Source organism: Rhizobium sp. BR 315 (assembly GCF_050577975.1).
Taxonomy (GTDB): domain Bacteria; phylum Pseudomonadota; class Alphaproteobacteria; order Rhizobiales; family Rhizobiaceae; genus Rhizobium; species Rhizobium miluonense.
Genome location: NZ_JARWKZ010000025.1, coordinates 39,636 through 63,230 on the forward strand (window position 1 = coordinate 39,636; position 23,595 = coordinate 63,230).

Below are 23,595 nucleotides of genomic sequence, written 5' to 3' on the forward strand. Positions count from 1 at the left end.
TTTTGGGCTTGAATGCGACGCGGCTTCGGATAACTTCCGCCACTGACCTGCAAGGACAGGTCGCCTTAGGGATCAAAAATACCCCTGTAAAATCAGGGACAATAACTCCAGAAAGGTGGGAAAACATATGACTCATATCGCCAGAAAATTCCTAGCGACGGCTCTCGTCAGCACGGTATTGAGCTTCTCCGCACATGCCGCGACCCTCAATATCCACAATGGCGGCGACCCGACTTCGCTCGACCCGCAAAAGATTTCCGGCGATTGGGAAAACCGCATCGACGGCGATATTTTCGAAGGTCTGGTGACTGAGGATCCCAAGGACAACCCCATTCCGGGCCAGGCTGCGAGCTGGACCATTTCCCCCGATCAGAAGGTCTATACCTTCAAGCTGCGCGATGGCATCAAGTGGTCCGACGGCCACCCGGTCACCGCCCAGGATTTCGTCTTTGCGTTTCAGCGCCTGATGGATCCGAAGACTGCCGCCCAGTACGCCTACCTGCAATACACGATCAAGAACGCGGAAAAGATCAACAAGGGCGAGATCAAGGATCTGACCCAGCTCGGCGTCAAGGCAATCGACGACAAGACGCTGGAAATCACGCTCGAGAACCCGACGCCTTACTTCCTCAACGCCCTGATGCACTACACGGCCTATCCGCTGCCGAAGCATGTCGTCGAGGCCAAGGGCGACCAATGGGTCAAGATCGAGAACATCGTCACCAATGGCGCCTACAAGCCGGTGGAGTGGGTGCCGGGCTCGCATGTCGCCAACGTCAAGAACGATCAGTATTATGACGCCAAGGACGTGAAGATCGACAAGGTGAACTTCTACACGCTGGAAGATCAGGCGGCCGCGCTGAAGCGCTATCGCGCCGGCGAATTCGATGTCGTCACCTCGTTCCCCGCCGATCAGTATGAATGGCTCCAGAAGAACCTTCCCGGCCAGGCGCATGTCGTGCCGTTCCTTGGCACCTATTATTACGTCCTGAACGCCACCAAGCCGCCCTTCAACGACAAGCGCGTTCGTCAGGCTCTCTCCATGGCCGTCAATCGCGAGGTCATCGGTCCGAAGATCCTCGGCACCGGCGAGTTGCCGATGTATTCCTGGGTACCGCCGGGTACGGCCAATTACGGCGAGCCGGCCTATGTGAGCTGGAAGGACGAGCCTTACAAGCAGAAGGTCGAAGAGGCCAAGAAGCTGCTGAAGGAAGCAGGCTTCGGCCCCGATCACCCGTTGAAGGCACAGCTTCGCTACAACACCAACGACAACCACAAGCGCATTGCAGTTGCGATCGCTGCCATGTGGAAGCCGCTCGGCGTCGATGTTGAACTCTACAATACCGAAACCAAGGTGCACTACGATGGAATGAAGCGCGGCGAAGTGGAGATCGGTCGTGCCGGCTGGCTGGCCGACTACAACGACCCGATCAACTTCCTCAGCCTGCTCTCGACCGGCGTCGACATGAATTACGGCCGCTGGAGCAATCCGAAATACGATGCACTGATCACTCAGGGCAATGAGCAGACGGACCTGAAGAAGCGCGCCGAGATCTACAAGCAGGCCGAGCAACTGGCCCTTGACGATAGCGCCGCGATCCCGATCTACTACTACGTTTCCCAGAACATCGTCGCCCCGAAGGTCCAGGGCTTCGTCGACAACATTCAAGACATCCACCGCACTCGCTGGCTGTCGATCAAAGAATAATTGGGAACAGCCTCCCTCCCGGGCAAAAGCGGGAGGGAGGCGTCTAAAACCATGTTTGGCTATGCTCTCCGTCGTCTGCTGTCGACAATCCCGGTCATGTGGATTGCCGTAACAGTATGCTTTTTCATTTTGCGTCTCGCTCCCGGCGGCCCCTTCGATGGCGAAAGGCCATTGCCGCCGGAAGTCAAAGCCAACCTCGCGGCTCACTACAACCTCGATAAGCCCCTGGTTGAGCAATACCTGATCTATGTCGGCGATGTCATGAAGGGCGACCTTGGCCCCTCTTTCGCCAATCAGGATTTCACCGTCACCCAACAGATCATGTCCGGCTTTCCCTATACGCTGACCATCGGCGGCGCTGCCTTCGTGCTCGCAACCATCGTCGGCGTGTTCATAGGCTGTCTCGGGGCGCTCTATCAAAACCGCGCGGCCGACTATTGGCTGGGTGGCGGGCTCCTCATCGGCCTAGTGATGCCGAGCTTCCTGATCGCGCCGATCCTTCAGCTCGTCTTCGGCAACACGCTCGGCTGGCTGCCGGTCGGCGGCTGGGGCGACGGCTCGATCCGGTTCCTGATCCTGCCCATCATCGTCCTGACACTCCCACATGCGGCTCGCATTTCGCGGCTGATGCGCGGTTCGATGATCGAGGTGATGGGCCAGAACTTCATCCGCACCGCCAAGGCCAAGGGTATCGGCCCACGGCTCACCGTGATGCGGCACGCATTGAAACCAGCCATGATGCCGGTCGTCTCCTATCTTGGACCGGCGGCAAGCTATCTGCTCACCGGTTCGCTGGTCGTCGAAAGCATTTTCGGCCTCCCCGGCGTCGGCCGCTACTTCGTCGGCGCGGCGCTGAACCGTGACTACGGCATGGTGCTCGGCACGGTCATTTTCTACATGGTCCTGATCGTGGTCCTCAACCTACTGGTCGACATCGCCTATGCCTGGCTCGACCCGAAAGTGAGAATGCGATGATCCTCAATTCCGCCAAGAGAGAACTGCTGGAAGCAGAATTGCTTTCGGCAGAAGGGCTTGCACCCAAAGGACGGTCCCTGACCGGCGATGCGATGCGTCGCCTCCTGCGCAACAAGGCAGCAGCACTTTCGCTGATTGTGCTGGCGTCATTGGTGCTGATCGCCATTTTCGGCCCCAGCTTCCTTCCCTTCAACTATGAGGATCCTGACTGGACGTCCTTCCGTGGCGCTCCGGACTTCGCTGCCGGCCACTACTTCGGCACCGACGGCAACGGTCGTGACCTGCTGGCGCGCACGCTCTACGGCACCCGCGTCTCACTCACCGTCGCGCTCGTGGCAACGCTCGTCTCGGTGGTTATCGGCGTGCTGTACGGCGCTGTCGCCGGCTATTTCGGCGGCCGCGTCGACGCCATCATGATGCGCTTCGTCGATATCATGTACGCCTTGCCCTACGTCCTGTTCGTCATCCTGCTGATGGTGATCTTCGGCCGTAACGTCTATCTGCTGTTCGCAGCGATCGGCGCGCTCGAATGGTTGACCATGGCCCGCATCGTGCGCGGCCAGACCTTGTCGATCAAGCAGCGGGAATTCATCGAAGCTGCGCGAGCGTCCGGGCAAAGGTCGTTCAAGATCATCCTCAAGCACATCGTGCCGAACCTCGTCGGTCCGGTGGTCATCTATGCGACGCTGACCATTCCGGAAATCATCGCCACGGAAAGCTTCCTCTCCTATCTCGGCTTCGGCGTACAGGAGCCGCTGACATCGCTCGGCACGCTGATTGCAGAAGGCTCGGCCGGCATGGAGACGACGCCCTGGCTGCTGCTCTTCCCGGCCGGATTCCTGGTCGCGCTGCTGATGAGCCTGCTCTTCATCGGCGACGGTCTGCGCGACGCTTTCGATCCGAAGGATCGCTGACATGACAGACACACTTCTCGAACTCAAGGACTACTCCATCACCTTCCGTACGCCGGAAGGCGAAGTGGCGGCGGTCTCGAAAATGAACCTCAAGATCGGCCGCGGCGAGCGTATTGCCGTGGTCGGCGAATCCGGTTCCGGCAAAAGCCAGACCTTCCTCGGCCTGATGGGCCTGCTCGCCAAGAACGGCCGCACCAGCGGCCAGGCCCTGCTTGACGGCAAGGACCTGTTGACGCTGAAACCGCGCGAACTCGACCATGTCCGCGGCAAGGACATGGCCATGGTCTTCCAGGACCCGATGACGGCGCTTAATCCGTCCCTGCGCATATCGCGACAGCTGACGGAGCAACTCGAGGTTCATGGTGGCCTTACGGCACGCGCGGCGTCATCGGCTGCGCTGGATATGTTGAAGCGTGTCGGCATTCCTGACCCGACACGCCGCTTCAACCTCTACCCGCACGAACTCTCGGGCGGCATGCGCCAGCGCATCGTCATCGCCATGGCGCTGCTCACCAAACCGAAGCTTCTCATTGCCGACGAGCCGACCACTGCGCTCGACGTGACGATCCAGGCGCAAATCCTCGATCTTTTCAACGAGTTGACGGCGGAAATGCACACCGCGCTTGTCATGATCACCCATGACCTCGGCGTCGTGGCCGGTCTCGCCGACCGCGTCGCCGTCATGTATGCGGGCCGCATCGTTGAGGAAGCCCCGGTCGAGGAACTGTTTGAGGATCCGGCGCACCCCTACACGGCGGCGCTGCACGCCTCGATCCCCCGCCCTGATCAGGATGTCGACGATCTCGCCGTCATCCCCGGCCGACCGCCGAACCTGATGCACCTGCCGCGCGGCTGCGCCTTCTCGCCGCGCTGCGCCCATGTGGAGGACGACTGCCTCGACGCGGCGCCGCCGCTAAGCCAGCTCGCGGCACGTCGCTGCACAGCTTGCTTCCACCCCCTTTCGGCTGATCAGGAACGGAGCCTCGTCCATGGCTGAACAAACGCTTCTGAAGGTCGAACATCTGACCACCGAATTCGAACTACCGTCGAAATCCTTCTTCAAGCCGCCATTGGTTCTGACGGCGGTCAACGACGTCAGCTTCGAGCTGAAGACCGGCCGCACGCTCGGCATCGTCGGCGAGTCCGGTTGCGGCAAGTCCACGCTCGGCCGCTCCATCCTGCGGCTGATCAAGGCGCAGAAAGGCCGCATCCTCTGGCAGGGCAGCAACCTTCTGGATCTCACTGAGGAGGAGATGCGTGCCGCACGTCGCGACATGCAGATCATCTTCCAGGACCCGATCGCCTCGCTCGATCCGCGTATGACCGTCGGCGACATCATCGCCGAGCCGCTTACCGTCTTCGAACCGAAACTGACCCGCGCACAGCGGCAGGATCGTGTCCGCGATATCATGTCGGCAGTTGGTCTCGTTCCCGAGATGATCAACCGCTACCCGCATGAGTTCTCGGGCGGGCAGGCGCAGCGTATCGGCATTGCGCGGGCGGTCATCACCCGGCCGAAGCTCATCATCTGCGACGAGCCGGTCTCCGCGCTCGATGTCTCGATCCAGGGCCAGGTCATCACGCTTCTGCGCCGCCTGCGCAAGGAGTTCGGCCTGACGCTGATCTTCATCAGCCACGACCTTTCGGTCGTGCGCCTGATCTCGGACGATGTGCTCGTGCTCTATCTCGGCAAGGTCGTGGAAGCCGGCGATGCCGCCACGGTCTTCGACCATCCGGCTCATCCCTATACCCAGGCATTGTTCTCTGCGGCCCCTATCCCGGACCCGAAGCTGGCACGGAACCGCGAGCGCATCCGCCTGCAGGGAGATCCGCCTTCGCCGCTCAACCCACCACCGGGCTGCGTCTTCTCGCCCCGCTGCTGGAAGGCGACGGATATCTGCCGCACGAAGATGCCGCCGACCCAGCAGGTGCGCCCCGGCCAGACGGCGGCCTGCTACCATATGGATAGGCCGTAGAGCAATTCCAGGAAAACTGTGCGGCGGTTTTCCGTCCGGAATTGCGAAAAGACAAAGAGGTAGAACGGTTCAGAGATACCGTGAGGAAGCGAACTGTTCTAGAATGTCAAAAGTGGGCGGCGGCGACCGCCGCCTACCCTTGCTCAAGCCGCTGCTTACGCGTATGCAGCAGCCGGATAGAATGCAGGAGGCAGTCTTGAGCGGGCATTTTCTTTCGATCGGCGAATGTATGGTGGAACTGTCGCAGGCCGATGACGGACACCTGCGCAAGGGCTTTGCCGGCGACACCTTCAACACTGCCTGGTATGCCCGCGCCTGCCTGCCCGCCGACTGGTCGATCGACTATTTCACCGCGCTTGGCGACGACGCCATGTCCGATGAGATGGCAAGCTTCATGAGCTCTGCCGGCATCGGCACGGCAAGCATCCGCCGCCTTCGCGGCAAGACGCCCGGCCTCTATATGATCAACCTGAAGAATGGCGAGCGCTCCTTCAGCTATTGGCGCGACAGCTCTGCCGCCCGTCAGCTCGCAGCCGACGGCGACGCGTTGCGCGCGGCGATCGAAGCCTCCGACGTGCTTTATTTTTCGGGCATCACCCTGGCGATCCTGCCGCGCGAGGATGCCTATACGCTGCTGGCCGAACTTCGCCGTGCCAAGGCGGTCGGCAAGCTCGTCGCCTTCGATCCCAATCTGCGCCCTCGCCTGTGGTCCAGCCTTGACGCGATGCATACCCTGATCGCCGACGGCGCCCGCGCCTCGACCCTTGTCATGCCGAGTTTCGATGACGAGGCTGCGCATTTCGGCGACGATTCCATCTCCAGCACCATCCGTCGCTACCACCAGTACGGAGCCAATATGGTCGTCGTCAAGAACGGCCCCGAAGGCGCGACGATCGGATCTGGCGCAGACGAAACGCTTGTCCCCGCCGTCAAGGTGAACAAGGTCGTAGACACCACCAGCGCCGGCGACAGCTTCAACGGCGGATTTCTCGCCCACTATCTGCAACATGGCGATCCGCTCGCCGCCGCCGCTTTTGCCGCCGAAATCGCCGCGAAAGTCATTCAGGAACACGGCGCGCTCGTCTCGCCCAAGAAGCTGAAGATCGCCTGATCGGCACTGTAATATTTCCATCATGGACACCCCCCACAATAGAGTGGGCGCGGGAATCATGTTTGAAGCACCGCAATCGCTAGAGCCGGATGATTTTAGGTCTGCTCGACCTAAAATCTGAATCCGCTCTAGATTCAAACAAGTAGAGCATGAAGTCGCCGAAAACCGCATACACTTTTCGGCATCATGCTCTAGCACCGTCATCATGAGGATGCGGTGCGGATGGGCTGTTTTGGGCATGTTGCAACGCTTGTCGGACATCGAAGACAATATTTGGGCGCAGGCGGCGACGCCTATCGCGATACCGGAGCGGTTGCTCATCGTCAGCGATGCATGGCATCCGCAGGTCAACGGCGTCGTCCGCTCCATCGAGAACACCAATCGCGAGCTGATACGCCGGGGCGTGGAAGTGTCCATGATCACCCCGGACGGCTTCCGCAATATTCCCTGCCCGACCTATCCGGAAATCCGGCTTTCGATCGCGTCCTATCGCAAGGTGGCAGCCAAGATCGAGGCGGCGCGCCCGACATATATCCACATAGCCACGGAAGGCCCCCTTGGGCTCACTGCGCGCCGCTGGTGCATCCGAAACGGAATGCCCTTCTCGACCAGCTACCACACACGGTTTCCTGAATATGTCGCAGCGCGCCTGCCCATACCGGAAAGCTGGCTCTATGCCTTCGTCAAATGGTTCCACAATGCCGGCTATGGCTGCATGGTGGCCACGCCCAGCCTCGCCGATGAGCTCAAGCAGAGAGGCATCCGCAATCTGCTCTCCTGGAGCCGCGGCATTGATTCGACACTTTTCCGGCCCTACCCTCTGGAAGACAATCCCTTCGGCCTGCCGCGCCCTATCTTCATGACCGTCGGTCGTGTGGCGCTTGAGAAGAATCTGCCGGCTTTCCTCGATCTCGACCTACCGGGATCAAAAGTCGTCGTTGGCGACGGGCCGGCACGCGCAGAGTTGCAGAAGCTTTACCCGGACGTGCATTTTCTGGGCGCCAAGTTCGGCGAGGAGTTGGCACACGCCTATTCCCAGGCCGACGTCTTCGTCTTTCCGTCGAAGACCGATACGTTCGGCAATGCGATCCTGGAGGCGCTGGCGAGCGGCGTCCCGGTCGCCGCCTATCCTGTTACCGGCCCGGCCGATATTCTTCACGGCAACGCGAAAGCCGGTGTGGTGGATACAGATTTGGCAAAAGCCTGCCTTGCCGCCCTCTCCTGCTCCCGCGAAGCCGCGCGTAGTGTCGCCCTTAACTATTCCTGGGAAGCCGCCACCACGCAATTCATCGGCAATGTCCGCGTTGCCAATCATCGCGGCCGAAAGCAGACGCATGCGGTAAGCCTGTAGCCGGGCAAGACTCGATATTGATTTCTTGACACCTATTTTCTCCAGCTATTGGATAGCAGCGCGCTCAAACGCCGGTGCCGGTCAGAGCATGTCGCGTGACATGCGATGCCTTCGACACGAAAGTCTCGATGGCATCCGTAGCGTTCAGCCGAGTGGCCGCCGAAAATTGGCTCTCCCGAAAAGCGCAAGAAACCCGTAGCCGCTGCACGCTTTTTGGCGTACAATTATTTATCGCACGATTTAGATAATCTCCTAGGGAGTATTGGAAATGGCGGACGACCCGCTGAAATTGGACACCTTCATCTGCTTCGCCCTCTATTCGGCGAACCATGCGATGAATCGACTGTACAAACCCATGCTCGACGCATTGAATCTGACCTACCCGCAATATCTCGTCATGGTGACGCTGTGGGAAGAGGACGGACAGACCGTGGGCGGTATTGGCGAAAAGCTCTTCCTTGAATCGAGCACTCTGACGCCGCTGCTGAAGCGCCTGGAAGCGGCAGGATTCATCCAGCGCATCCGCAGCAAGGAAGATGAGCGTCAGGTGCTGATCCATCTGACCGGCGAAGGGGTGGCCCTAAAGAAGAAGGCCGCAAGCATTCCCGCCTGCATTCTCGATGCCTCGGACCATACCGTCGAGGAATTGACGCGATTGAAGGCGGAGATCACCACATTGCGCGCTGCATTGAGCAAGAACGCGGCCTGATCAAACCTGCCCTTGGGCGGGCGAGTGCATCAGGTCCGCTTCTTCTTGTTCTCGAAGGGATTTTCCGACGAACGGAAATGGATGCGGATCGGCACGCCGGGTATGGAGAAATCTGCGCGCAGGCCGTTGATCAGATAGCGTACATAGGAATCCGGCAGGGCGTCAGAGCGCGTGCAGGAAATCATGAAGGCCGGAGGCCGCGCCTTCACCTGCGTCATATACTTCAGCTTGATGCGGCGGCCGGAAACGGCCGGTGGCGGATGCTGGACCTGCTGCGTTTCGAGCCAACGGTTGAGGCGCGCGGTCGACACGCGCTTGTTCCAGACCTTGTCGGTATCGACGATCGCCTGCATCAGGCGGTCGAGCCCCTCGCCGGTCTGCCCGGCAATCGGTATGGCGCGGATGCCGCGCGCCTGCGGCAAGAGCCGGTCGGTCTTCTCGCGCAAATCGGCAAGCACGGCTTGACGGTCCTCGATCATGTCCCACTTGTTGAAGGCGAGCACGGCGGCGCGGCCTTCACGGATCACGAGATCGACGATCTGAAGATCCTGCTTCTCGAAGGGAATGGTCGCATCGAAGACGATGACGACGGTTTCGGCGAAGCGGATGGCACGCAGCGCATCGGCAACGGAGAGCTTCTCGAGCTTTTCCGTGACCTTCGCCTTGCGACGCATGCCGGCGGTGTCGAACATCTTTATGGTGCGCCCGCGCCAGCTCCAGTCCACGGAGATCGAATCGCGCGTGATCCCGGCTTCGGGGCCAGTCAGCAGCCTGTCCTCACCGAGGAAGCGATTGATGAGCGTCGACTTGCCGGCATTCGGGCGACCGACGATGGCGACGCGCAGCGGCCGCGTGTCGTCATAGGCGGGTTCTTCGTCGGTCTCCTCGCCATCTTCGCCGGCAGCGGGACGCGGGATGGAAACATTGATCTCCGCCTCGTCGTCCGCCTCCGGGAAGGCGCGTTCATGGCCGATCGCGTCGATGATCGCGTCGCGCAGATCCATCATGCCCTGGCCGTGCTCTGCCGAAATCGGGCAAGGCTCGCCAAGGCCGAGCGTATAAGCATCGTAGAAGCCGCTATCGGAACCGCGCGCCTCGGACTTATTGGCGACGAGGACGACGGGCCGACCGTGCTTGCGCAACATTTCGGCCAGCGTCTTGTCGACATGGGTCAGCCCCGTCTTGGCATCGACGACGAACAGCGTCAGATCGGCCTCGTCGATCGCCGCTTCCGTCTGGGCGCGCATGCGGCCCTGAAGGGATTCATCCTGGGCCTCTTCAAGACCGGCCGTATCGACGATGCGGAAGCGAAGATCGATCAGCTTGGCGTCGCCGGGGCGGCGGTCACGTGTGACGCCCGGCGTATCGTCGACGAGCGCCAGCTTCTTGCCAACCAGACGGTTGAACAGCGTAGACTTGCCGACATTCGGGCGACCGACGATCGCGACCGTGAAGCTCATTTGGCGATCCTTCAGCCTTTTGCGACCGGAGCCTTGCCGGATGCGGTGATGAGATCAAGCAGCATCTGCGCACGATTGGCGACATTGCGCGGGCTCTGCGGATCGTCGACGATCGCCTGGAACCACTGCCGGGCCTTGGCGAAATCGCCGGCCTTGTAGGCGGCAAGACCCAGAACGTCACGCGCCGAATGGCGGAAAGCATTCGCCGGCACGGCCAGTTCCTGGGCTTCGGCCGCAACCTGATCATAAGTGCCGGTATCGACGAGCATGTAAGCTGCGCGCAGGCGTGCCGCGTCGCGAACGACGACCGGAACATCCGTCTGCTTGCCGACGGCGGAGAAGACGGCAATCGCACCGGCCTTGTCACCCTTCTGCGCCTGCAGCGTGGCCGCGCGCAGACGTGCAAGCAAAGGATAGGAACCCGGGCCGCTCTTTTCGATCGTGGCCAACGCGGCAAGCGCATCATCCGTCTTGCCCTGATCGGCCAGCGTCAAGGCAGCGAGGAACTGATCGCCACCGGCACCGGCCTGGTTTCCTGACCAATAGCGATAGCCGCTAAAGGCTGCCGTACCGACAACGATGAGCACGGCTCCCCCAATGATGAGCCGGCCAAAACGGCGCCATACGAACCGCAACTGGTCCGAACGCAGTTCCTCGTTCACCTCACGGATGAAGCTGTCGTCATTGAATGCCATTCTCGTCTCCGGCCCAGGCCAAATAGTTCCAAAAAGCTTAGAGCATGACGCCGAAAATCGTCAGCGGTTTTCGGGCGACATTATACTCTATCTCTTAAATTCCAGAGCGGATCCAGATTTCTGGTCGATGCGACCTGAAATCATCCGGCTCTAGCGTCAGTGGGGCCTTCTACTCCATTTTGCGGCCGTTGTAAGGGGGAATGGCAGAAATCGTCACATAACCAGCGGCGAAACCCCGATAATCCACGCATGAAGCTTCCAAATGATCAGGGCCCAGGCGACGGCGCCGATAACGATCGCATAGAGATCGTATGTCGCCGAAACGAACGGACGCAGGGTGATCTCGCCGGCGCGCTCGCGCCGCTTCAGCGAAATGCGCAGGATCACGCCCCAGGCGAGAAAGGCCGCAAAGAGCAGGATGGCAGCGCCATCGCCATTCGACAGAAGGTGCGCCAGCGCCCAGATTTTCACCGAAAGCACCATCGGATGCTTCGTTCTGACCGCGATGTGCCCCGCCGGAAGCAGCGAGGCGGCCAGACAGATCAGCGCAAACAGCATCAGCAGAATGGTGATGTGGCTCATCCAGAACGGCGGTGACCAGATCGGCGTCATGTCCCGTGCCTGTCCAAAGCCGTAGATCAGGACGACCAGCGCGACGATGCTTACGATCGAATAGGCGATCTTCCAGCCGGCTTCGCCGAGGCCTACGATCAAAGAGGTTCGAAATCCGGGTGCGACGACGCGGATCAAATGGATGCCAAGAAAAAGAACAATACCGAGAACGAGCAATGACATGGATGAAATCCCCTACGTGTAGCAATATCCTTATCGGCAGCCGCAAGAAATTGCCAGCTTCACCGCAGCTTCGCCGCATTTGCGCGAAAGGAAGGAAACGACCCCGGGGCGTGCCGTCCAAGATTACTGGATGATCTTTGGCAAGGCATGCTCGATCAAGCAATATCGGTGCCCATGTTTCGCTTAGCTTCCTGCCTCTCACTTGCGTTTTCCCTCGCCCTGCCGGCCATCGCCCAGGCCGATGAAAAACCCAAGCAACTTGTCATGATTTCCTTCGACGGCGCGCATGACAATGCGCTCTGGACCAAGAGCCGCGAGATCGCTTCGCGCAACGGCGCGCATTTCACCTATTTCCTGTCTTGCACTTTCCTGATGAACAAGGCGCAAGCCAAGGCCTATCAGGGGCCGATGCAACGCGCTGGCAAGTCCAATGTCGGCTTCGCCAAGAGCGAAGACGATGTGCGCACCCGCATCGCCAATATCTGGGGCGCCCATCTGGAAGGACACGATATTTCCAGCCACGCTTGCGGCCATTTCGACGGCAAAGGTTGGAGTGCTGGCGACTGGAAACAGGAGTTCGTGAACGCCCGCACAGCCCTTCGTGATGCCTGGAAGAATGTCGGCCTGGCCGACAAGGAGCCGCAGGGCTGGGGAGATTTCGCCACGCATGACGTCAAGGGCTTTCGCGCCCCCTACCTTTCCGTCAGCGACGGCCTGATGCCGGCGGAAAAGGAGATGGGCTTCCAGTATGATGCAAGCCTGGTGACGAAGGGGCCCGCCCTGCCGCAAATGGTCGACGGCATCTATCGCTTCGGCCTGCCATTGATCCCCGAAGGCCCCGAGCATCGCCCGGTCATTGGCATGGACTACAATCTCTATGTCCGCCATTCCAAGGGCGCCGAGGACAAGGCCAACGCCAAGACCTATGAAGACCGCACCTTCGACGCCTTCGAAGCGGCCTTCGACAAGCAATATGACGGCGAGCGCATTCCACTGCAGCTCGGCTTCCATTTCGTCGAGATGAATGACGGCGCCTATTGGCGTGCGCTCGACCGCTTCGTCAGCGATGTCTGCCACAAGCGGGATGTCGCCTGCGTCAGCTATTCCGAAGCCATCCCGCTGATCGCCGCCCGAGGCAAGCCTCAGCAGGGGTGAGGAGCGGTCCGGCAAAGCCGGAGCAATCGACCCGGTGGGTCGATTGCAGCGACGAACGCCCTGAGCCAAAGCGAAGGGCCGGTGGTGCGGCCAACGCTGGTTTCTCGGTTACCCTAAAAGCTCAGAGATCCCCGGCTTCCCTGCCGTTGCCGTGATAAAAAGGATCCGTTTCCGGAGCCTTTTTTCGTCAGCCGTCGGCTTGGATCACGCCCGCTTCGCGCTCCAGATAGCGCTGATCGATCGATGGCAGCGGCACATTGTCGATCGCCGCCTCGAATGTCTTCAGGCGCTTATGGATCGACAGAAGCTCGATGATCGTCGTCCAGGAATTGACGAGATACTGGAAGGAGTTGCTAACCTGCCCGAACGCGGTGGCGATCTGCTGATAGATGCCGTAAGTGATCACGCCCGCAACGAAGGTCGGCACCAGCATGAACAGGACGAACATCGTATCGGCCTGCAGATAGAAATACCGGGCGACGTTGAAATAGACGTAGTGGAAATAGATGCGGAAATAGTTGCGCCGCACATTGGCGAACAGCTCCTTGACCGTTGCCGGCTGCGCACGCTCTTCATGATCCTCGCCATAGACGAGTTCCTTGCGATAGGCGGCTTCGACACGCTGGTTCTTGAAGTTGAGCCCCGGCAGCTTGATCCCGGCGACAGCAAGCAGGACGGTGCCGAAAATCGACCAGAAGAGCGCGAGCCAGAAGAGCGAGTGAGGAATTTTGCCGATGATCGGCAATTCGGTGACGTAGGTCGAAAGCGCCAGCAGGATCGGCAGGAACACGATCAAGGTCATCACGGAATTGATCAGGCTGATACCCAGGCCTTCCAGCACGCTGGAAAGGCGCATCGTATCTTCCTGAACACGCTGCGAGGCACCCTCGATGTGACGCAGTCTCTCCCACTTCGACATGTAGAAGTCGTTCATCGCCGTGCGCCAGCGGAAGATGTAGTGGCTCGTAAAGAAATCCGTCAGGATCGAGACGAACATGCTGAGGAACGCAATCTGCGCGAAGATGATCATCAGCGAATAGAAACTTTCGGTCGTCACCCCCGGCTGCTTCGTCAGCGCGGCCTGCAATAGATCACCAAACGGACGGCGAAAATTATTGATGACCACGCTTACCTGAACACCGAAATAGGTGACCAGGATGATGAGCGCCGAACCCCAGAGCGACCAGATTTTCCAGGGATGGTTCCAGGCACGAATGTGCCATGCGCTGCAGAAGACGAGGATACAGACAAGGAAGAACCCGTAAAACCAGAGATTTCCCCAGAGTAGGAAATAGCTGAGGTCGTACGGCTCCTTTCCCTCCCCCGGCATGACAAAGCCTAACTGAGTTCCCAAGCCGGAAAAGAACGAATACCAGGCTGCGATGCAGGCAAGCGTCCAGACCGCCATCGAGATGAAGAACAATTTGGGCTGAGGGAAGAAGGAGTGGAACACGGCAGGTAAGCTTCCTTGATCGGGTTCTGAGCGGAACCGCAATGACATCAGTACCCGGGGAACCTAAGACAGTTCGCCAGGAGCGGCAACCGGCAGAGAGCTATTCTTACGTAGATGTAATCGCTTATCCCGCGATCGTGATGCAGTTGTTCAGGATCAAATCTTCACTCATTGAGTGAATTCATCCTTCTCTGAGCGCCGCTCTCCTCAACCATCTCCTCCCGGAAATCGCCCCTCTTGCAGAATGCTATCTTACGACATATATCTTACGACATTACTAACGATATAAACCCTCGCACCTCACAAGGAGAAACGAAATGAGAGGTTTCAGAGATCGCATGTTCGGAGATAGCTTTGACATCGTCGAGGCATATATCCTACGACATGGCCGAGGCCGTGAATCGCACGGCGAGCACAGGAGAGACTTCATGAGAGGCTTCAAGGGCGGCATGTTCGGCGGCGGGTTTCGTACCGGCCGCAAGTTCGACGCAGCCGACCTGCAGCTCATCATCCTCGCCCTGCTCTCCGAGCAGCCGCGCCATGGCTATGAACTGATCAAGACTTTTGAGGAGCGCTCCGGCGGCTTCTATGTGCCGAGCCCGGGCGTCATCTACCCCGCCCTCACCTATCTCGAAGAAACGGGGCAAGCCGAAGTCGAGGTGAGCGGCACGAAGAAGCTCTACCGCATCACCGAAAGCGGCCAGAAACGTGTCGACGACAACCGTGATCTGGTGGAAGCGACATTCGCCAAGCTCACGGCGATCGGCGAAAAGATGGCCCGCGTCCGCGAGGTTTTCGACGGCGGTGAGGATGATGGCCGCGACAGCCCATTCGATCGCCATGGCGCCGGCGACGTGCATCGCGCTCGCCACCTGCTGCGCTCGGCACTTCGCTCGAAATTCCCCTGGAGCAAGGCCGAAGGTGCACGCATCGCCGCAATCCTGGAACGCGCTGCCGCCGACATCATCCGCGGTGAACCGAAAAACGGCGAAGAGTAGAAATCTGGCGATTAAGCCGGAACGTCAATTGTCCGGCAATGTCAGGATGACCGGCCCGTTGCGGGTGGTAACGATCGTGTGTTCGTACTGAACCGTAGGCGCCTGCGGATCGGCATAGAGCGTCCATGCATCGTCGCCACCCTCTGCCCAGGTCGCGCCGAGCGACAGAAACGGCTCGACGGTGAAAACCAGGCCGTCTTCCATGATCCGGGTCTCGGAAGGGTCCGCGCAGGTAGAAACTTCGCCGGGCTCTTCATGCAGGGAGCGGCCGATGCCGTGGCTGGCGAGATTGGCGATCAGCGTATAGCGGTTCTTCTGCGCGAAAGCGCCGACGGCCTGCCCGATCTTCGCAAGCGGCGCACCACTGCGCACCTGATTGAGACCGACCCAGAGCGCCCGCTTGCCGTCACGGCAGAGGCGCTCGATCTTCGGCTTGACCGGCGGCACGGTAAAGGATGCGCCGGTATCGGAAAAGAATCCGTCCTTCTCGGCTGATACGTCGAGATTGACCAGATCCCCAGCCCGGATGATGCGCGGGCCGGGAATTCCGTGGGCCACTTCCTCGTTGACGCTGATGCAGGTGGCGCCGGGAAACTTGTAGACCAGCTCCGGCGCCGACTGCGCGCCGGCATACTCCAGCACCTTGCGGCCGATCGCATCGAGCTCCAGCGTGGTGATGCCCGGCTCAAGTGCCGCCGCCATGGCCTGCAGCGCATTGGCGCAGATACGGCCGATATCTTTTAGCTTGGTCAGTTCTTCTTCAGTCGAGACGATCATTTACGGCTTCCGGCAGGCTCGCGCTCTCGGCAATGGGTCGGCAAGAGGTTAAGATCTGGCTTTCGCCTCTTCACCCCGCACAGTCAACGGCTTTCTGACCACCGGCGCGACTTTCGCCCTTCGAAGGCAGATCAAAGGCGCGGATCGTCGGCAAGCAAGGCCCAACGCTCGTGATCGCACCAGACGCCGCCGATCTTCAGATATTTCGGCGAGAACCCTTCTTTCCGAAAGCCGAGCCGCTTGACCAGCGCGATCGAAGGCTGGTTGCCGGGTTGAATATTGGCCTCCACTCGATGCAGGCCAACCGCATCGAAAGCATGTGCCACGGCCAGCCGAACGGCCTCCGTCATGAAGCCCCGACCGGCAAAACCCACCATGCCGTGATAACCGAGAAAGGCGCTGCGAAAGCCGCCCCAAACCATCTGGCTGATATTGACGACGCCGACGATGCCGCCGGAACAGGGATCTCGCGCCACCAGACCAATGTTCGGCCCCGTCACCGTCTGACCGAACCAGGCGTCGAAACCCGCCCGATCAAGAAAAGGATGGGCCCACGGCACATGATGGATGCTGCTCGCGATATTGGCGGCGATCAGTTCGTCCGCATCCGATTGCCTGACAGGCGCGATGATCACTTGCGGCATGGCTCGCCCCCTCTTTTCTAAAGGGAGCGAGCTTTAGCAAATCGAATCCGAAATCAAAAGCTTCGATCAGAAAACGGAATCATTCTGCGAACCGCTTCATAACGAAGATAAAGTCCGCCCCAGGCCATCACGCCGACATAGACGCCGAACAGCAGATGCGAAAAGATCGGACTGCCGACGCGCAGATGAGTGGCGATTGCGCCACCGAGAAGACCCGTCAGCAGGATCGCGCCGAGGACCGACGTCCTCGGAATGGCATAGAGAATGGCGCAGCCGAGCGTGATGACGCCGAGAAGCCGCGCCAGCGCCGGATCGGCGGAATAGCCGAGCCCCGCCATCGTCTCCTTGACGACAGGAAGTGGAATGAGCTTGATCGCGCCATCGAAGACAAGAAAGGCGATGATCAGCCCACTGAGGATCATGCCGGCCACGCGCTGAGCTCGCGTGACTGACGAGGTAGATGAATCGACTGCATAAGACATGTTCGTATCCCCCGGAATTGAATCGGAAATTCAGATCTTCGCCGCCAATGCGGCAAGCTGCTCGGCGCCCTGGGCCCACCCCCGATGAAAGCCCATCTTCTCGTGCACCTCGCGATCCTCAGCCGCCCAATGCAGGACGGTTGCCGTATAGCGGGTCTTGCCGCTGCCGAGATCGTCGAGCTGGGTCGTCACCACCATGAAGGGCTTTGCCGACGGCACCCAGGCGCTGGCGAAGGCATCGGTGAAAACGATCCGTTCGTTGGGAACCACTTCCAGATAGACGCCATTGCCCGGATATTCCTCGCCTTCAGGGCTGCGCATGGTAATGGAGCTTGAGCCGCCGGCGCGAACGTCGATCTTGGCAGCCGACACCGTCCATGGCAGCGGAGCAAACCACTGCTTCAGCAGCTCTTCCTCCGTCCAGCAGCGGAAGATCTTTTCACGCGGTGCGTCGATGACACGGGAGAACGAGAGTTCGCGGCGTTGGGTCTGCTCAGTCATGCTCCTGTTCCTCTTTGCAATTTGACGCGGCCTGCGCCGCCTATACTCTAACGACGTTCGGGACCGCCGCTTTCAGACAGCGCAGGTACAAATTTTTCGATTATTTTGCAGCAGCAAGGGCGTCCGCGCTCAGACGATCGAGCTGATGGCGGATGTGAGCTGCTTCGGCGGGCGAGCGCGCAAGAGCAATCGCCCTGTCAAAGGCGACGCGCGCCTCCTGCGAGCGGCCGAGCTGCGCGAGCAGGCCACCCGATACGCCATGAAAATAGAAATAGCTGTCGAGCTGCGCTTCCAGGGGCGCAATCAGCGCCAGAGCCGCCTCCGGCCCCTTCAGCTTGGAAAGAGCAACTGCGCGGTTGAGCGTGACGACCGGAGACGGCGTCAGCCTTTCCAGCGTCTGATAAAGAAGGTCAATCTCTTCCCAGTCGGTGTCTGCGGCACGCTTCGCTTGCGAATGCAGCGCCGCGATCGCCGCCTGCACCTGGTATGGCCCTGGGCGACGATGACGGATCGCCTTGTCGAGCAGGGCAAGCGCCTCGTCGACTGAGGTTCGGTCCCAGAGCGAGCGATCCTGCTCTTCCAAAAGGATGATCTGCCCATCCGCATCGAACCGCGCCGCCTTGCGCGATTGCTGCAGCAGCATCAGCGCCAGCAGCGCCATGGTCTCCGGCTCAGAGGGAAAGATCCGCAGCAACAGCCGGCCAAGTCGGATTGCCTCGTCAGCAAAGGCGGCGGCCTCGCGATGCGTTCCGCCGGCCGAATAGCCTTCATTGTAGATCAGGTAGATCATCGCGCTGACGAGCGCCAGCCGCTCGCTTCGCTCGACCGCGCCCGGCGTCTCGAAAGCAACGCCGGCGGCGGCCACGCGCGCCTTCGCCCGGGTAATACGTTGCTCCATCGCGCTGTCGCTCACCAGAAATGCCCGAGCAATCTGCTGCACGGAAAGGCCGGAGACGATGCGCAGCGCCAGCGCAATCTGTTGAGTCGCCGGCAGATCCGGATGGCAGCAGATGAACAGCAGCCGGAGAATGTCGTCGCGATAGCCCGAGCCATCCAGCCGCTCGGCAAGATCGCTCTCGGCATCGCCCGTGTCGGAGATCGCCTCCTCGTCCGGCAGGCTCTGCAATTTCGCCTGCTTGCGCACCGTATCGATACCGCTATTGCGGCCGACGAAGATCAGCCAGGCAATCGGATCGCGTGGCGGCCCCTTGTCGGGCCAGGTCTTCAACGCCCGGAGGCAAGCCTCCTGAAAGGCTTCCTCTGCGGTATCGAGATTGCGGAAATAGCGCAGCAGCGCACCCAGCACCTGCGGCCGCGCATTGGTGAGCGCGATGTCGATCCAGGCAAGGTCCGTCATGTCGCAATCGTCCCCGGTCTGAATGCGTAAAGCGGACGGATCTCGTAGGAACCGACGCCCGGATTGGCCACAGCCAGTTCCTTCGAGAATTCAAGCGCATCATCGAGGGTCTCGAAATCGACGACGTAGAAGCCCAGCAATTGCTCTTTGGTCTCGGCGAAAGGACCGTCGATGACGATCGGCTCGTTCTTGGCCTTGCGCAGTGTCGTCGCGGCCGTCGTCGGCATCAGGCGCGCCACCGGCCCAAGCTTGCCTGCCTCGGCCAGCGGCGCCTGCACGGCAATCAGCCGCGCCATCGTCGTCTCTTCCTGCTCCTTGGACCAGGCAAATACGGCGTCTTCGTCGTTGTAGCATAGGATTGCGTAGAGCATGAGGACTTCCTTCTCCAGTAAAGACGAAGGAGTATCACCCGTACCGACAGGTCCCGTCAAAAAATTATCGTTGAAAATGACCGGCTTGGCGGAAGCAGCCAGAAAAACACCTCGCCACCCCTACCCGGCAGTCAATGTGCGCTTCACGGCGTTTTTCCAACCCTTCAGCTTCGTGTTTCGGGTCTTGTCGTCCATGTTCGGTTCAAACCGGCGATCGCGCGCCCAAGCCTTGGCGAAACCTTCACGGTCCGGCCACACACCGGCACGGCTGCCTGCGAGCCATGCGGCGCCGAGTGCCGTGGTTTCCAGGATCGTCGGACGGTCCACCGGCGCATCCAGCAGATCGGCCAGCCGCTGCATCGTCCAATCGGAGGCGACCATGCCGCCATCGACGCGCAGCACCGTATTCTGGCCGCTGCCGCTGCGCCAATCCTTGTGCATGGCGTCCAGAAGATCCCGAGACTGGTAGCAGACGGCTTCCAGCGCCGCCCGGACGATCTCCTCCGGGCCGCTGTTGCGGGTAAGCCCGAAGATCGCGCCGCGCGCATCCGGATCCCAATAAGGCGCCCCGAGACCGGTAAAGGCCGGTACGAGATAGACTTCCTGCAGCGGATCGGCCTTGGCCGCCAATTCGCCGGAATCGGAAGCACGCTGGATGGCCCTCAGACCATCGCGCAGCCATTGGACGGCGGCGCCTGCAATGAAGATGGAACCTTCGAGCGCATAAGTCGTCTCGCCGTTCAGCCTGTAGGCGATGGTGGTCAGCAGCCGGTTTTTCGAGCGCACCATATCCGCGCCGGTATTGAGCAGCGCAAAGCAACCGGTGCCATAGGTGGATTTCATCATGCCCCGCTCGAAACAAGCCTGGCCGATCGTCGCCGCCTGCTGATCGCCGGCGACGCCGAGGATCGGGATTTCGGCATCGAAGAGCGAGGGATCGGTTACGCCGAAATCGGCAGCACAATCCTTCACCTCGGGCAGCATCGTCGAAGGAACGCGCAGAATATCCAGCAGCTCGTCGTCCCATTCGTTGGCGCCGATATTATACATCAGCGTCCGCGAGGCATTGGTCGCATCGGTGACGAAGTTCTTGCCCCCCGTCAGACGCCAGATCAGGAAGGTGTCGATCGTGCCGAAGCAGAGCTCGCCCTTGGAAGCGCGGGCGCGCGCACCCCTAACATTGGACAGCAGCCAGGAAAGTTTCGTTCCGGAGAAATAGGGATCGAGCAGCAGGCCGGTACGGCGGGTGAAGAGCTTTTCCAGATCCTGTCGCTTGAGCTTTTCGCAATAGCTTGCCGTACGGCGATCCTGCCAGACGATGGCGTTATGAATCGGCTTGCCCGTCTCGCGATCCCAGACGACGACAGTCTCGCGCTGATTGGTGATCCCGAGCGCGGCGATATCCTTGGCGGTAATGCCGGCGGCTTCGATGGCCTTGCGAACGGTGACGAGGACGGATGACCAGATCTCCTCCGGGTCATGTTCGACCCAGCCCGGCTTCGGATAATGTTGGGTGAACTCTTTCTGTCCGACACCGGCAACTTTCATCTTGCCGTCGAAAACGATGGCCCGCGTCGACGTCGTCCCCTGGTCGATCGCCAAGACATAACCGCTCATGCATTCCTCCCTGTTTTCTTGAGATCAACAGATACGCGAGCAAAACGAATGTGAAAAGAAAGCAAAACGAAATTATTCGCAGAAACCCGCTTTCCCACTTATGCCATGGCGGTCGGCAGCATCGCGAAAGAACCTGACGGCGATACGATTGCCATGTTCGCGGGTTTGGGACTAGGTTCAAACGCTTTTGCATTGCAGCAGGAAGCTGCGCTGTCCAAGGAGAGGATCATGGCAAGAACAGTTGTCGTCACCGGTTCCACGAGCGGTATCGGCCTCGCGATCGCGGCGGCCTTCGCCGCTAAGGGTGATAACGTCGTCATCAACGGCTTCGGAAAGCCCGAGGAAATTGACGCGATCAAGAACAGGCTGGAAGCCTCGGGCGGCGGCAAGGCGATCTATCATCCGGCCGACATGACCAAGCCTGCCGAGATTGCTGATCTGATCGCGACGGCCAACTCCACCTTCGGCAGCGTCGATGTTCTCGTCAACAATGCCGGTATCCAGCATGTTGAGAAGATCGAGGATTTCCCGATCGAAAAGTGGGACCAGATCATCGCGATCAATCTGTCCAGTTCCTTCCATACCATTCGAGCGGCAATCCCGCTGATGAAGGCGAAGAAGTACGGCCGCATCATCAACATCGCTTCGGCGCATGGCCTTGTCGCCTCCCCCTTCAAATCCGCCTATGTCGCCGCAAAACATGGTATATTGGGCCTGACCAAGACGGCAGCGCTCGAGCTTGCCGAATTCGGCGTCACGGTAAATGCCATTTGCCCAGGCTACGTCCTGACCCCGCTTGTCGAAAAGCAGATCCCGGACACGGCAAAGGCCCGCGGCATGACCGAGGAGCAGGTCAAGAACGAGGTCATCCTCAAGGCCCAGCCCACGCATGAATTCGTCAAGGCCGAGGAGGTCGGCGCCCTGTCGCTCTACCTTGCAAGCGACGAGGCACGCCAGGTGACCGGGACACACGTCTCGATTGACGGTGGCTGGACCGCAGAATAACCATATACGGTTAGGGCCGGATTCGTGCCAGCACCTCCGGCCCTGACAAACGAAGAATAAACGGGAACGACATGAGCGACAGCATCCGCTTTATCCTCAACGGCGAGGATATCACGCTATCTAGCCTGCGCCCCACCGAGACGCTGCTCGACTTCCTGCGCCTCAAGCGGCGCCTGACTGGAACCAAGGAGGGATGCGCGGAAGGCGATTGCGGCGCCTGTACCGTACTCGTTGGCCGGCTGATCGATGGCGGGCTTCACTATGAGTCGGTCAATGCCTGCATCCGCTTCGTCGGCTCGCTGCATGCAACGCATGTCGTCACCGTCGAGCATCTTGCCGCCAAGAACGGCACCCTTCATCCGGTACAGCAGGCCATGGTCGATTGCCACGGCTCGCAATGCGGCTTCTGCACGCCGGGCTTCGTCATGTCGCTTTATGGCCTCTGGCTCACCACGGAAAAGCCGAGCCGCGCGCAAATCGAAAAGTCGCTCCAGGGCAATCTCTGTCGATGCACCGGCTATGAGCCGATCATCAAGGCGGCCGAGCAGGTCAGCCAGAAGCGGCCAAGCGCGCTCTTCGACCCGCTGGAGAGGACGAGAGCCGATATCATCGCCCGCTTGTGGGCGATGCAGGGCGGCGATACCATCGAGATTACCGAGGGCGAAGATCGCCTCATCGTGCCCGGTTCCGTCTCGGCGCTGGCACAGGTGCTCGCCGACGAACCGAAGGCAACCGTTGTCGCCGGCTCGACCGATGTCGGGCTCTGGGTCACGAAACAGATGCACCGGCTCAATCCGGCCGTCTTCATCAACCACCTGACAGATCTGCAGAAGATCACGGTGGAAGCGAACGGGCTGAGCATCGGCGCCGGCGTTACCTACAGCCGCGCCTTTGCTGTGATCGCAGAAAAGATCCCGGCCCTCGCCAACCTCATCAACCGCATTGGCGGCGAGCAGGTGCGCAATATGGGCACCATCGGCGGCAATATCGCCAACGGTTCGCCGATCGGCGACACACCGCCGCCACTGATCGCTCTTGGCGCAACGGTCAAGCTTCGTTCGACGGCGGGCACGCGCGGCCTGCCGCTGGAAGATTTCTTCATCGATTACGGCAAGCAGGACCGCAATCCCGGCGAGTTCGTGGAGGGCATCTTCGTGCCGTACCCGGCGGAAGATGCGCATTTCGCCGTTTACAAGATCTCCAAGCGCCGCGACGAGGATATTTCGGCCGCCTGCGGCGCTTTCTATCTGTCGCTGGATGCAGCCCGCAATGTGGCCGATATCCGCATCGCCTTCGGCGGCATGGCCGGCACGCCGAAGCGCGCCCGCAGCGTCGAGGCAGAACTGATCGGCAAGCCGTGGACGGAGGCGGCCGTCACCGCTGCGCGCGACGCCTTCGACAACGACTACACGCCGCTGACCGACTGGCGCGCCTCGGCCGACTATCGGCAATTGACCGCCAAGAACCTTCTCATCCGCTTCTACCTTGAGACGGCCGGTGCGCCGCAGGAATTGAAGCGCTTCGCGACTGCGGAGGCCTGA

The 23,595-nt window shown here is 60.3% G+C and carries 23 protein-coding genes; 12 read left to right on the plus strand and 11 right to left on the minus strand.

The genetic code is table 11. The features are described 5' to 3' along the window. Nucleotides 1–127: 127 nt before the first annotated feature. The 8 genes from QD409_RS21775 to QD409_RS21810 all read left to right on the plus strand — a co-directional run bounded on the left by QD409_RS21775 (nucleotide 128) and on the right by QD409_RS21810 (nucleotide 8,744). The gene (locus QD409_RS21775) at nucleotides 128–1,708 is read left to right on the plus strand and encodes a peptide ABC transporter substrate-binding protein (RefSeq protein WP_092853446.1); all 1,581 of its coding nucleotides are present in this window, start codon (nucleotides 128–130) and stop codon (nucleotides 1,706–1,708) included. A gap of 51 nt (nucleotides 1,709–1,759) precedes the next feature. After that, the gene (locus tag QD409_RS21780) at nucleotides 1,760–2,683 is read left to right on the plus strand and encodes an ABC transporter permease subunit (RefSeq protein WP_430763667.1); all 924 of its coding nucleotides are present in this window, start codon (nucleotides 1,760–1,762) and stop codon (nucleotides 2,681–2,683) included. Continuing rightward, nucleotides 2,680–3,597 (plus strand): ABC transporter permease, encoded by a 918-nt coding sequence (locus tag QD409_RS21785; RefSeq protein WP_430763668.1) that lies wholly within the window; start codon nucleotides 2,680–2,682, stop codon nucleotides 3,595–3,597. The genes QD409_RS21780 and QD409_RS21785 overlap by 4 nt, the downstream gene beginning before the upstream one ends. Nucleotide 3,598: 1 nt before the next feature. Beyond that, on the plus strand, nucleotides 3,599–4,594 hold the full coding sequence (locus tag QD409_RS21790; RefSeq protein WP_430763669.1) for an ABC transporter ATP-binding protein: 996 nt from the start codon (nucleotides 3,599–3,601) through the stop codon (nucleotides 4,592–4,594). Continuing rightward, nucleotides 4,587–5,573, plus strand: coding sequence for an ABC transporter ATP-binding protein (locus tag QD409_RS21795; protein ID WP_430763670.1), 987 nt, complete (start codon nucleotides 4,587–4,589; stop codon nucleotides 5,571–5,573). Before QD409_RS21790 ends, QD409_RS21795 begins: the two co-directional genes overlap by 8 nt. A gap of 196 nt (nucleotides 5,574–5,769) precedes the next feature. Then, nucleotides 5,770–6,684, plus strand: a complete 915-nt coding sequence (locus QD409_RS21800) for a sugar kinase (RefSeq protein ID WP_430763671.1) — start codon at nucleotides 5,770–5,772, stop codon at nucleotides 6,682–6,684. Nucleotides 6,685–6,922: 238 nt separating this feature from the next. Further along, on the plus strand, nucleotides 6,923–8,035 hold the full coding sequence (locus tag QD409_RS21805; protein WP_430763672.1) for a glycosyltransferase family 4 protein: 1,113 nt from the start codon (nucleotides 6,923–6,925) through the stop codon (nucleotides 8,033–8,035). Between the two features lie 268 nt (nucleotides 8,036–8,303). Beyond that, nucleotides 8,304–8,744 (plus strand): MarR family winged helix-turn-helix transcriptional regulator, encoded by a 441-nt coding sequence (locus tag QD409_RS21810; RefSeq protein WP_092853456.1) that lies wholly within the window; start codon nucleotides 8,304–8,306, stop codon nucleotides 8,742–8,744. Between the two features lie 29 nt (nucleotides 8,745–8,773). On the opposite strand, the gene der is transcribed toward QD409_RS21810, so the two are convergent. From der to QD409_RS21825, 3 genes are all read right to left on the minus strand, one after another. Continuing rightward, on the minus strand, nucleotides 8,774–10,204 hold the full coding sequence (der, locus tag QD409_RS21815) for a ribosome biogenesis GTPase Der (RefSeq protein ID WP_092853458.1): 1,431 nt from the start codon (nucleotides 10,202–10,204) through the stop codon (nucleotides 8,774–8,776). 11 nt (nucleotides 10,205–10,215) lie between these two features. Then, nucleotides 10,216–10,899 carry a tetratricopeptide repeat protein gene (locus QD409_RS21820; RefSeq protein WP_430763673.1) on the minus strand — a complete coding sequence of 228 codons (684 nt, stop codon included), beginning with the start codon at nucleotides 10,897–10,899 and terminating at the stop codon, nucleotides 10,216–10,218. A gap of 213 nt (nucleotides 10,900–11,112) precedes the next feature. Continuing rightward, nucleotides 11,113–11,694: an NnrU family protein gene (locus QD409_RS21825; protein WP_430763674.1), complete on the minus strand. Its 582-nt coding sequence runs from the start codon at nucleotides 11,692–11,694 to the stop codon at nucleotides 11,113–11,115. 174 nt (nucleotides 11,695–11,868) lie between these two features. Between QD409_RS21825 and QD409_RS21830 the strand changes: the two genes are divergently transcribed. Beyond that, a complete protein-coding gene (locus tag QD409_RS21830; RefSeq protein ID WP_430763675.1) occupies nucleotides 11,869–12,849 on the plus strand; it encodes a polysaccharide deacetylase family protein in 981 nt (326 codons plus the stop codon). A 187-nt stretch (nucleotides 12,850–13,036) separates the two neighbouring features. Here QD409_RS21830 and sbmA read toward each other — a convergent pair whose 3' ends face one another. Next, nucleotides 13,037–14,302 (minus strand): peptide antibiotic transporter SbmA, encoded by a 1,266-nt coding sequence (gene sbmA / locus QD409_RS21835; protein ID WP_092854420.1) that lies wholly within the window; start codon nucleotides 14,300–14,302, stop codon nucleotides 13,037–13,039. Nucleotides 14,303–14,730: 428 nt separating this feature from the next. Here sbmA and QD409_RS21840 point away from each other — a divergent pair, with 428 nt between their 5' ends. Continuing rightward, a complete protein-coding gene (locus tag QD409_RS21840; RefSeq protein WP_004116719.1) occupies nucleotides 14,731–15,300 on the plus strand; it encodes a PadR family transcriptional regulator in 570 nt (189 codons plus the stop codon). 24 nt (nucleotides 15,301–15,324) lie between these two features. On the opposite strand, the gene map is transcribed toward QD409_RS21840, so the two are convergent. From map to glpK, 7 genes are all read right to left on the minus strand, one after another. Continuing rightward, nucleotides 15,325–16,077 carry a type I methionyl aminopeptidase gene (map, locus tag QD409_RS21845; protein ID WP_430763676.1) on the minus strand — a complete coding sequence of 251 codons (753 nt, stop codon included), beginning with the start codon at nucleotides 16,075–16,077 and terminating at the stop codon, nucleotides 15,325–15,327. 131 nt (nucleotides 16,078–16,208) lie between these two features. After that, nucleotides 16,209–16,721, minus strand: a complete 513-nt coding sequence (locus tag QD409_RS21850) for a GNAT family N-acetyltransferase (RefSeq protein WP_430763677.1) — start codon at nucleotides 16,719–16,721, stop codon at nucleotides 16,209–16,211. Between the two features lie 53 nt (nucleotides 16,722–16,774). Further along, complete coding sequence (locus tag QD409_RS21855) at nucleotides 16,775–17,203, minus strand: DoxX family protein (protein ID WP_430763678.1); 429 nt, start codon at nucleotides 17,201–17,203, stop codon at nucleotides 16,775–16,777. Between the two features lie 30 nt (nucleotides 17,204–17,233). After that, nucleotides 17,234–17,704, minus strand: coding sequence for an SRPBCC family protein (locus tag QD409_RS21860; protein WP_430763679.1), 471 nt, complete (start codon nucleotides 17,702–17,704; stop codon nucleotides 17,234–17,236). 100 nt (nucleotides 17,705–17,804) lie between these two features. After that, nucleotides 17,805–19,061: an RNA polymerase sigma factor gene (locus QD409_RS21865; RefSeq protein WP_430763680.1), complete on the minus strand. Its 1,257-nt coding sequence runs from the start codon at nucleotides 19,059–19,061 to the stop codon at nucleotides 17,805–17,807. Next, entirely contained in the window at nucleotides 19,058–19,432 is a 375-nt protein-coding gene (locus QD409_RS21870; protein ID WP_092854406.1) for a YciI family protein, read from the minus strand. Before QD409_RS21870 ends, QD409_RS21865 begins: the two co-directional genes overlap by 4 nt. Nucleotides 19,433–19,552: 120 nt before the next feature. Then, nucleotides 19,553–21,049 (minus strand): glycerol kinase GlpK, encoded by a 1,497-nt coding sequence (gene glpK, locus QD409_RS21875; protein WP_092854404.1) that lies wholly within the window; start codon nucleotides 21,047–21,049, stop codon nucleotides 19,553–19,555. A gap of 228 nt (nucleotides 21,050–21,277) precedes the next feature. Here glpK and QD409_RS21880 point away from each other — a divergent pair, with 228 nt between their 5' ends. Beyond that, complete coding sequence (locus QD409_RS21880; RefSeq protein WP_430763681.1) at nucleotides 21,278–22,054, plus strand: 3-hydroxybutyrate dehydrogenase; 777 nt, start codon at nucleotides 21,278–21,280, stop codon at nucleotides 22,052–22,054. A 71-nt stretch (nucleotides 22,055–22,125) separates the two neighbouring features. After that, the gene (gene xdhA / locus QD409_RS21885) at nucleotides 22,126–23,595 is read left to right on the plus strand and encodes a xanthine dehydrogenase small subunit (protein ID WP_092854402.1); all 1,470 of its coding nucleotides are present in this window, start codon (nucleotides 22,126–22,128) and stop codon (nucleotides 23,593–23,595) included.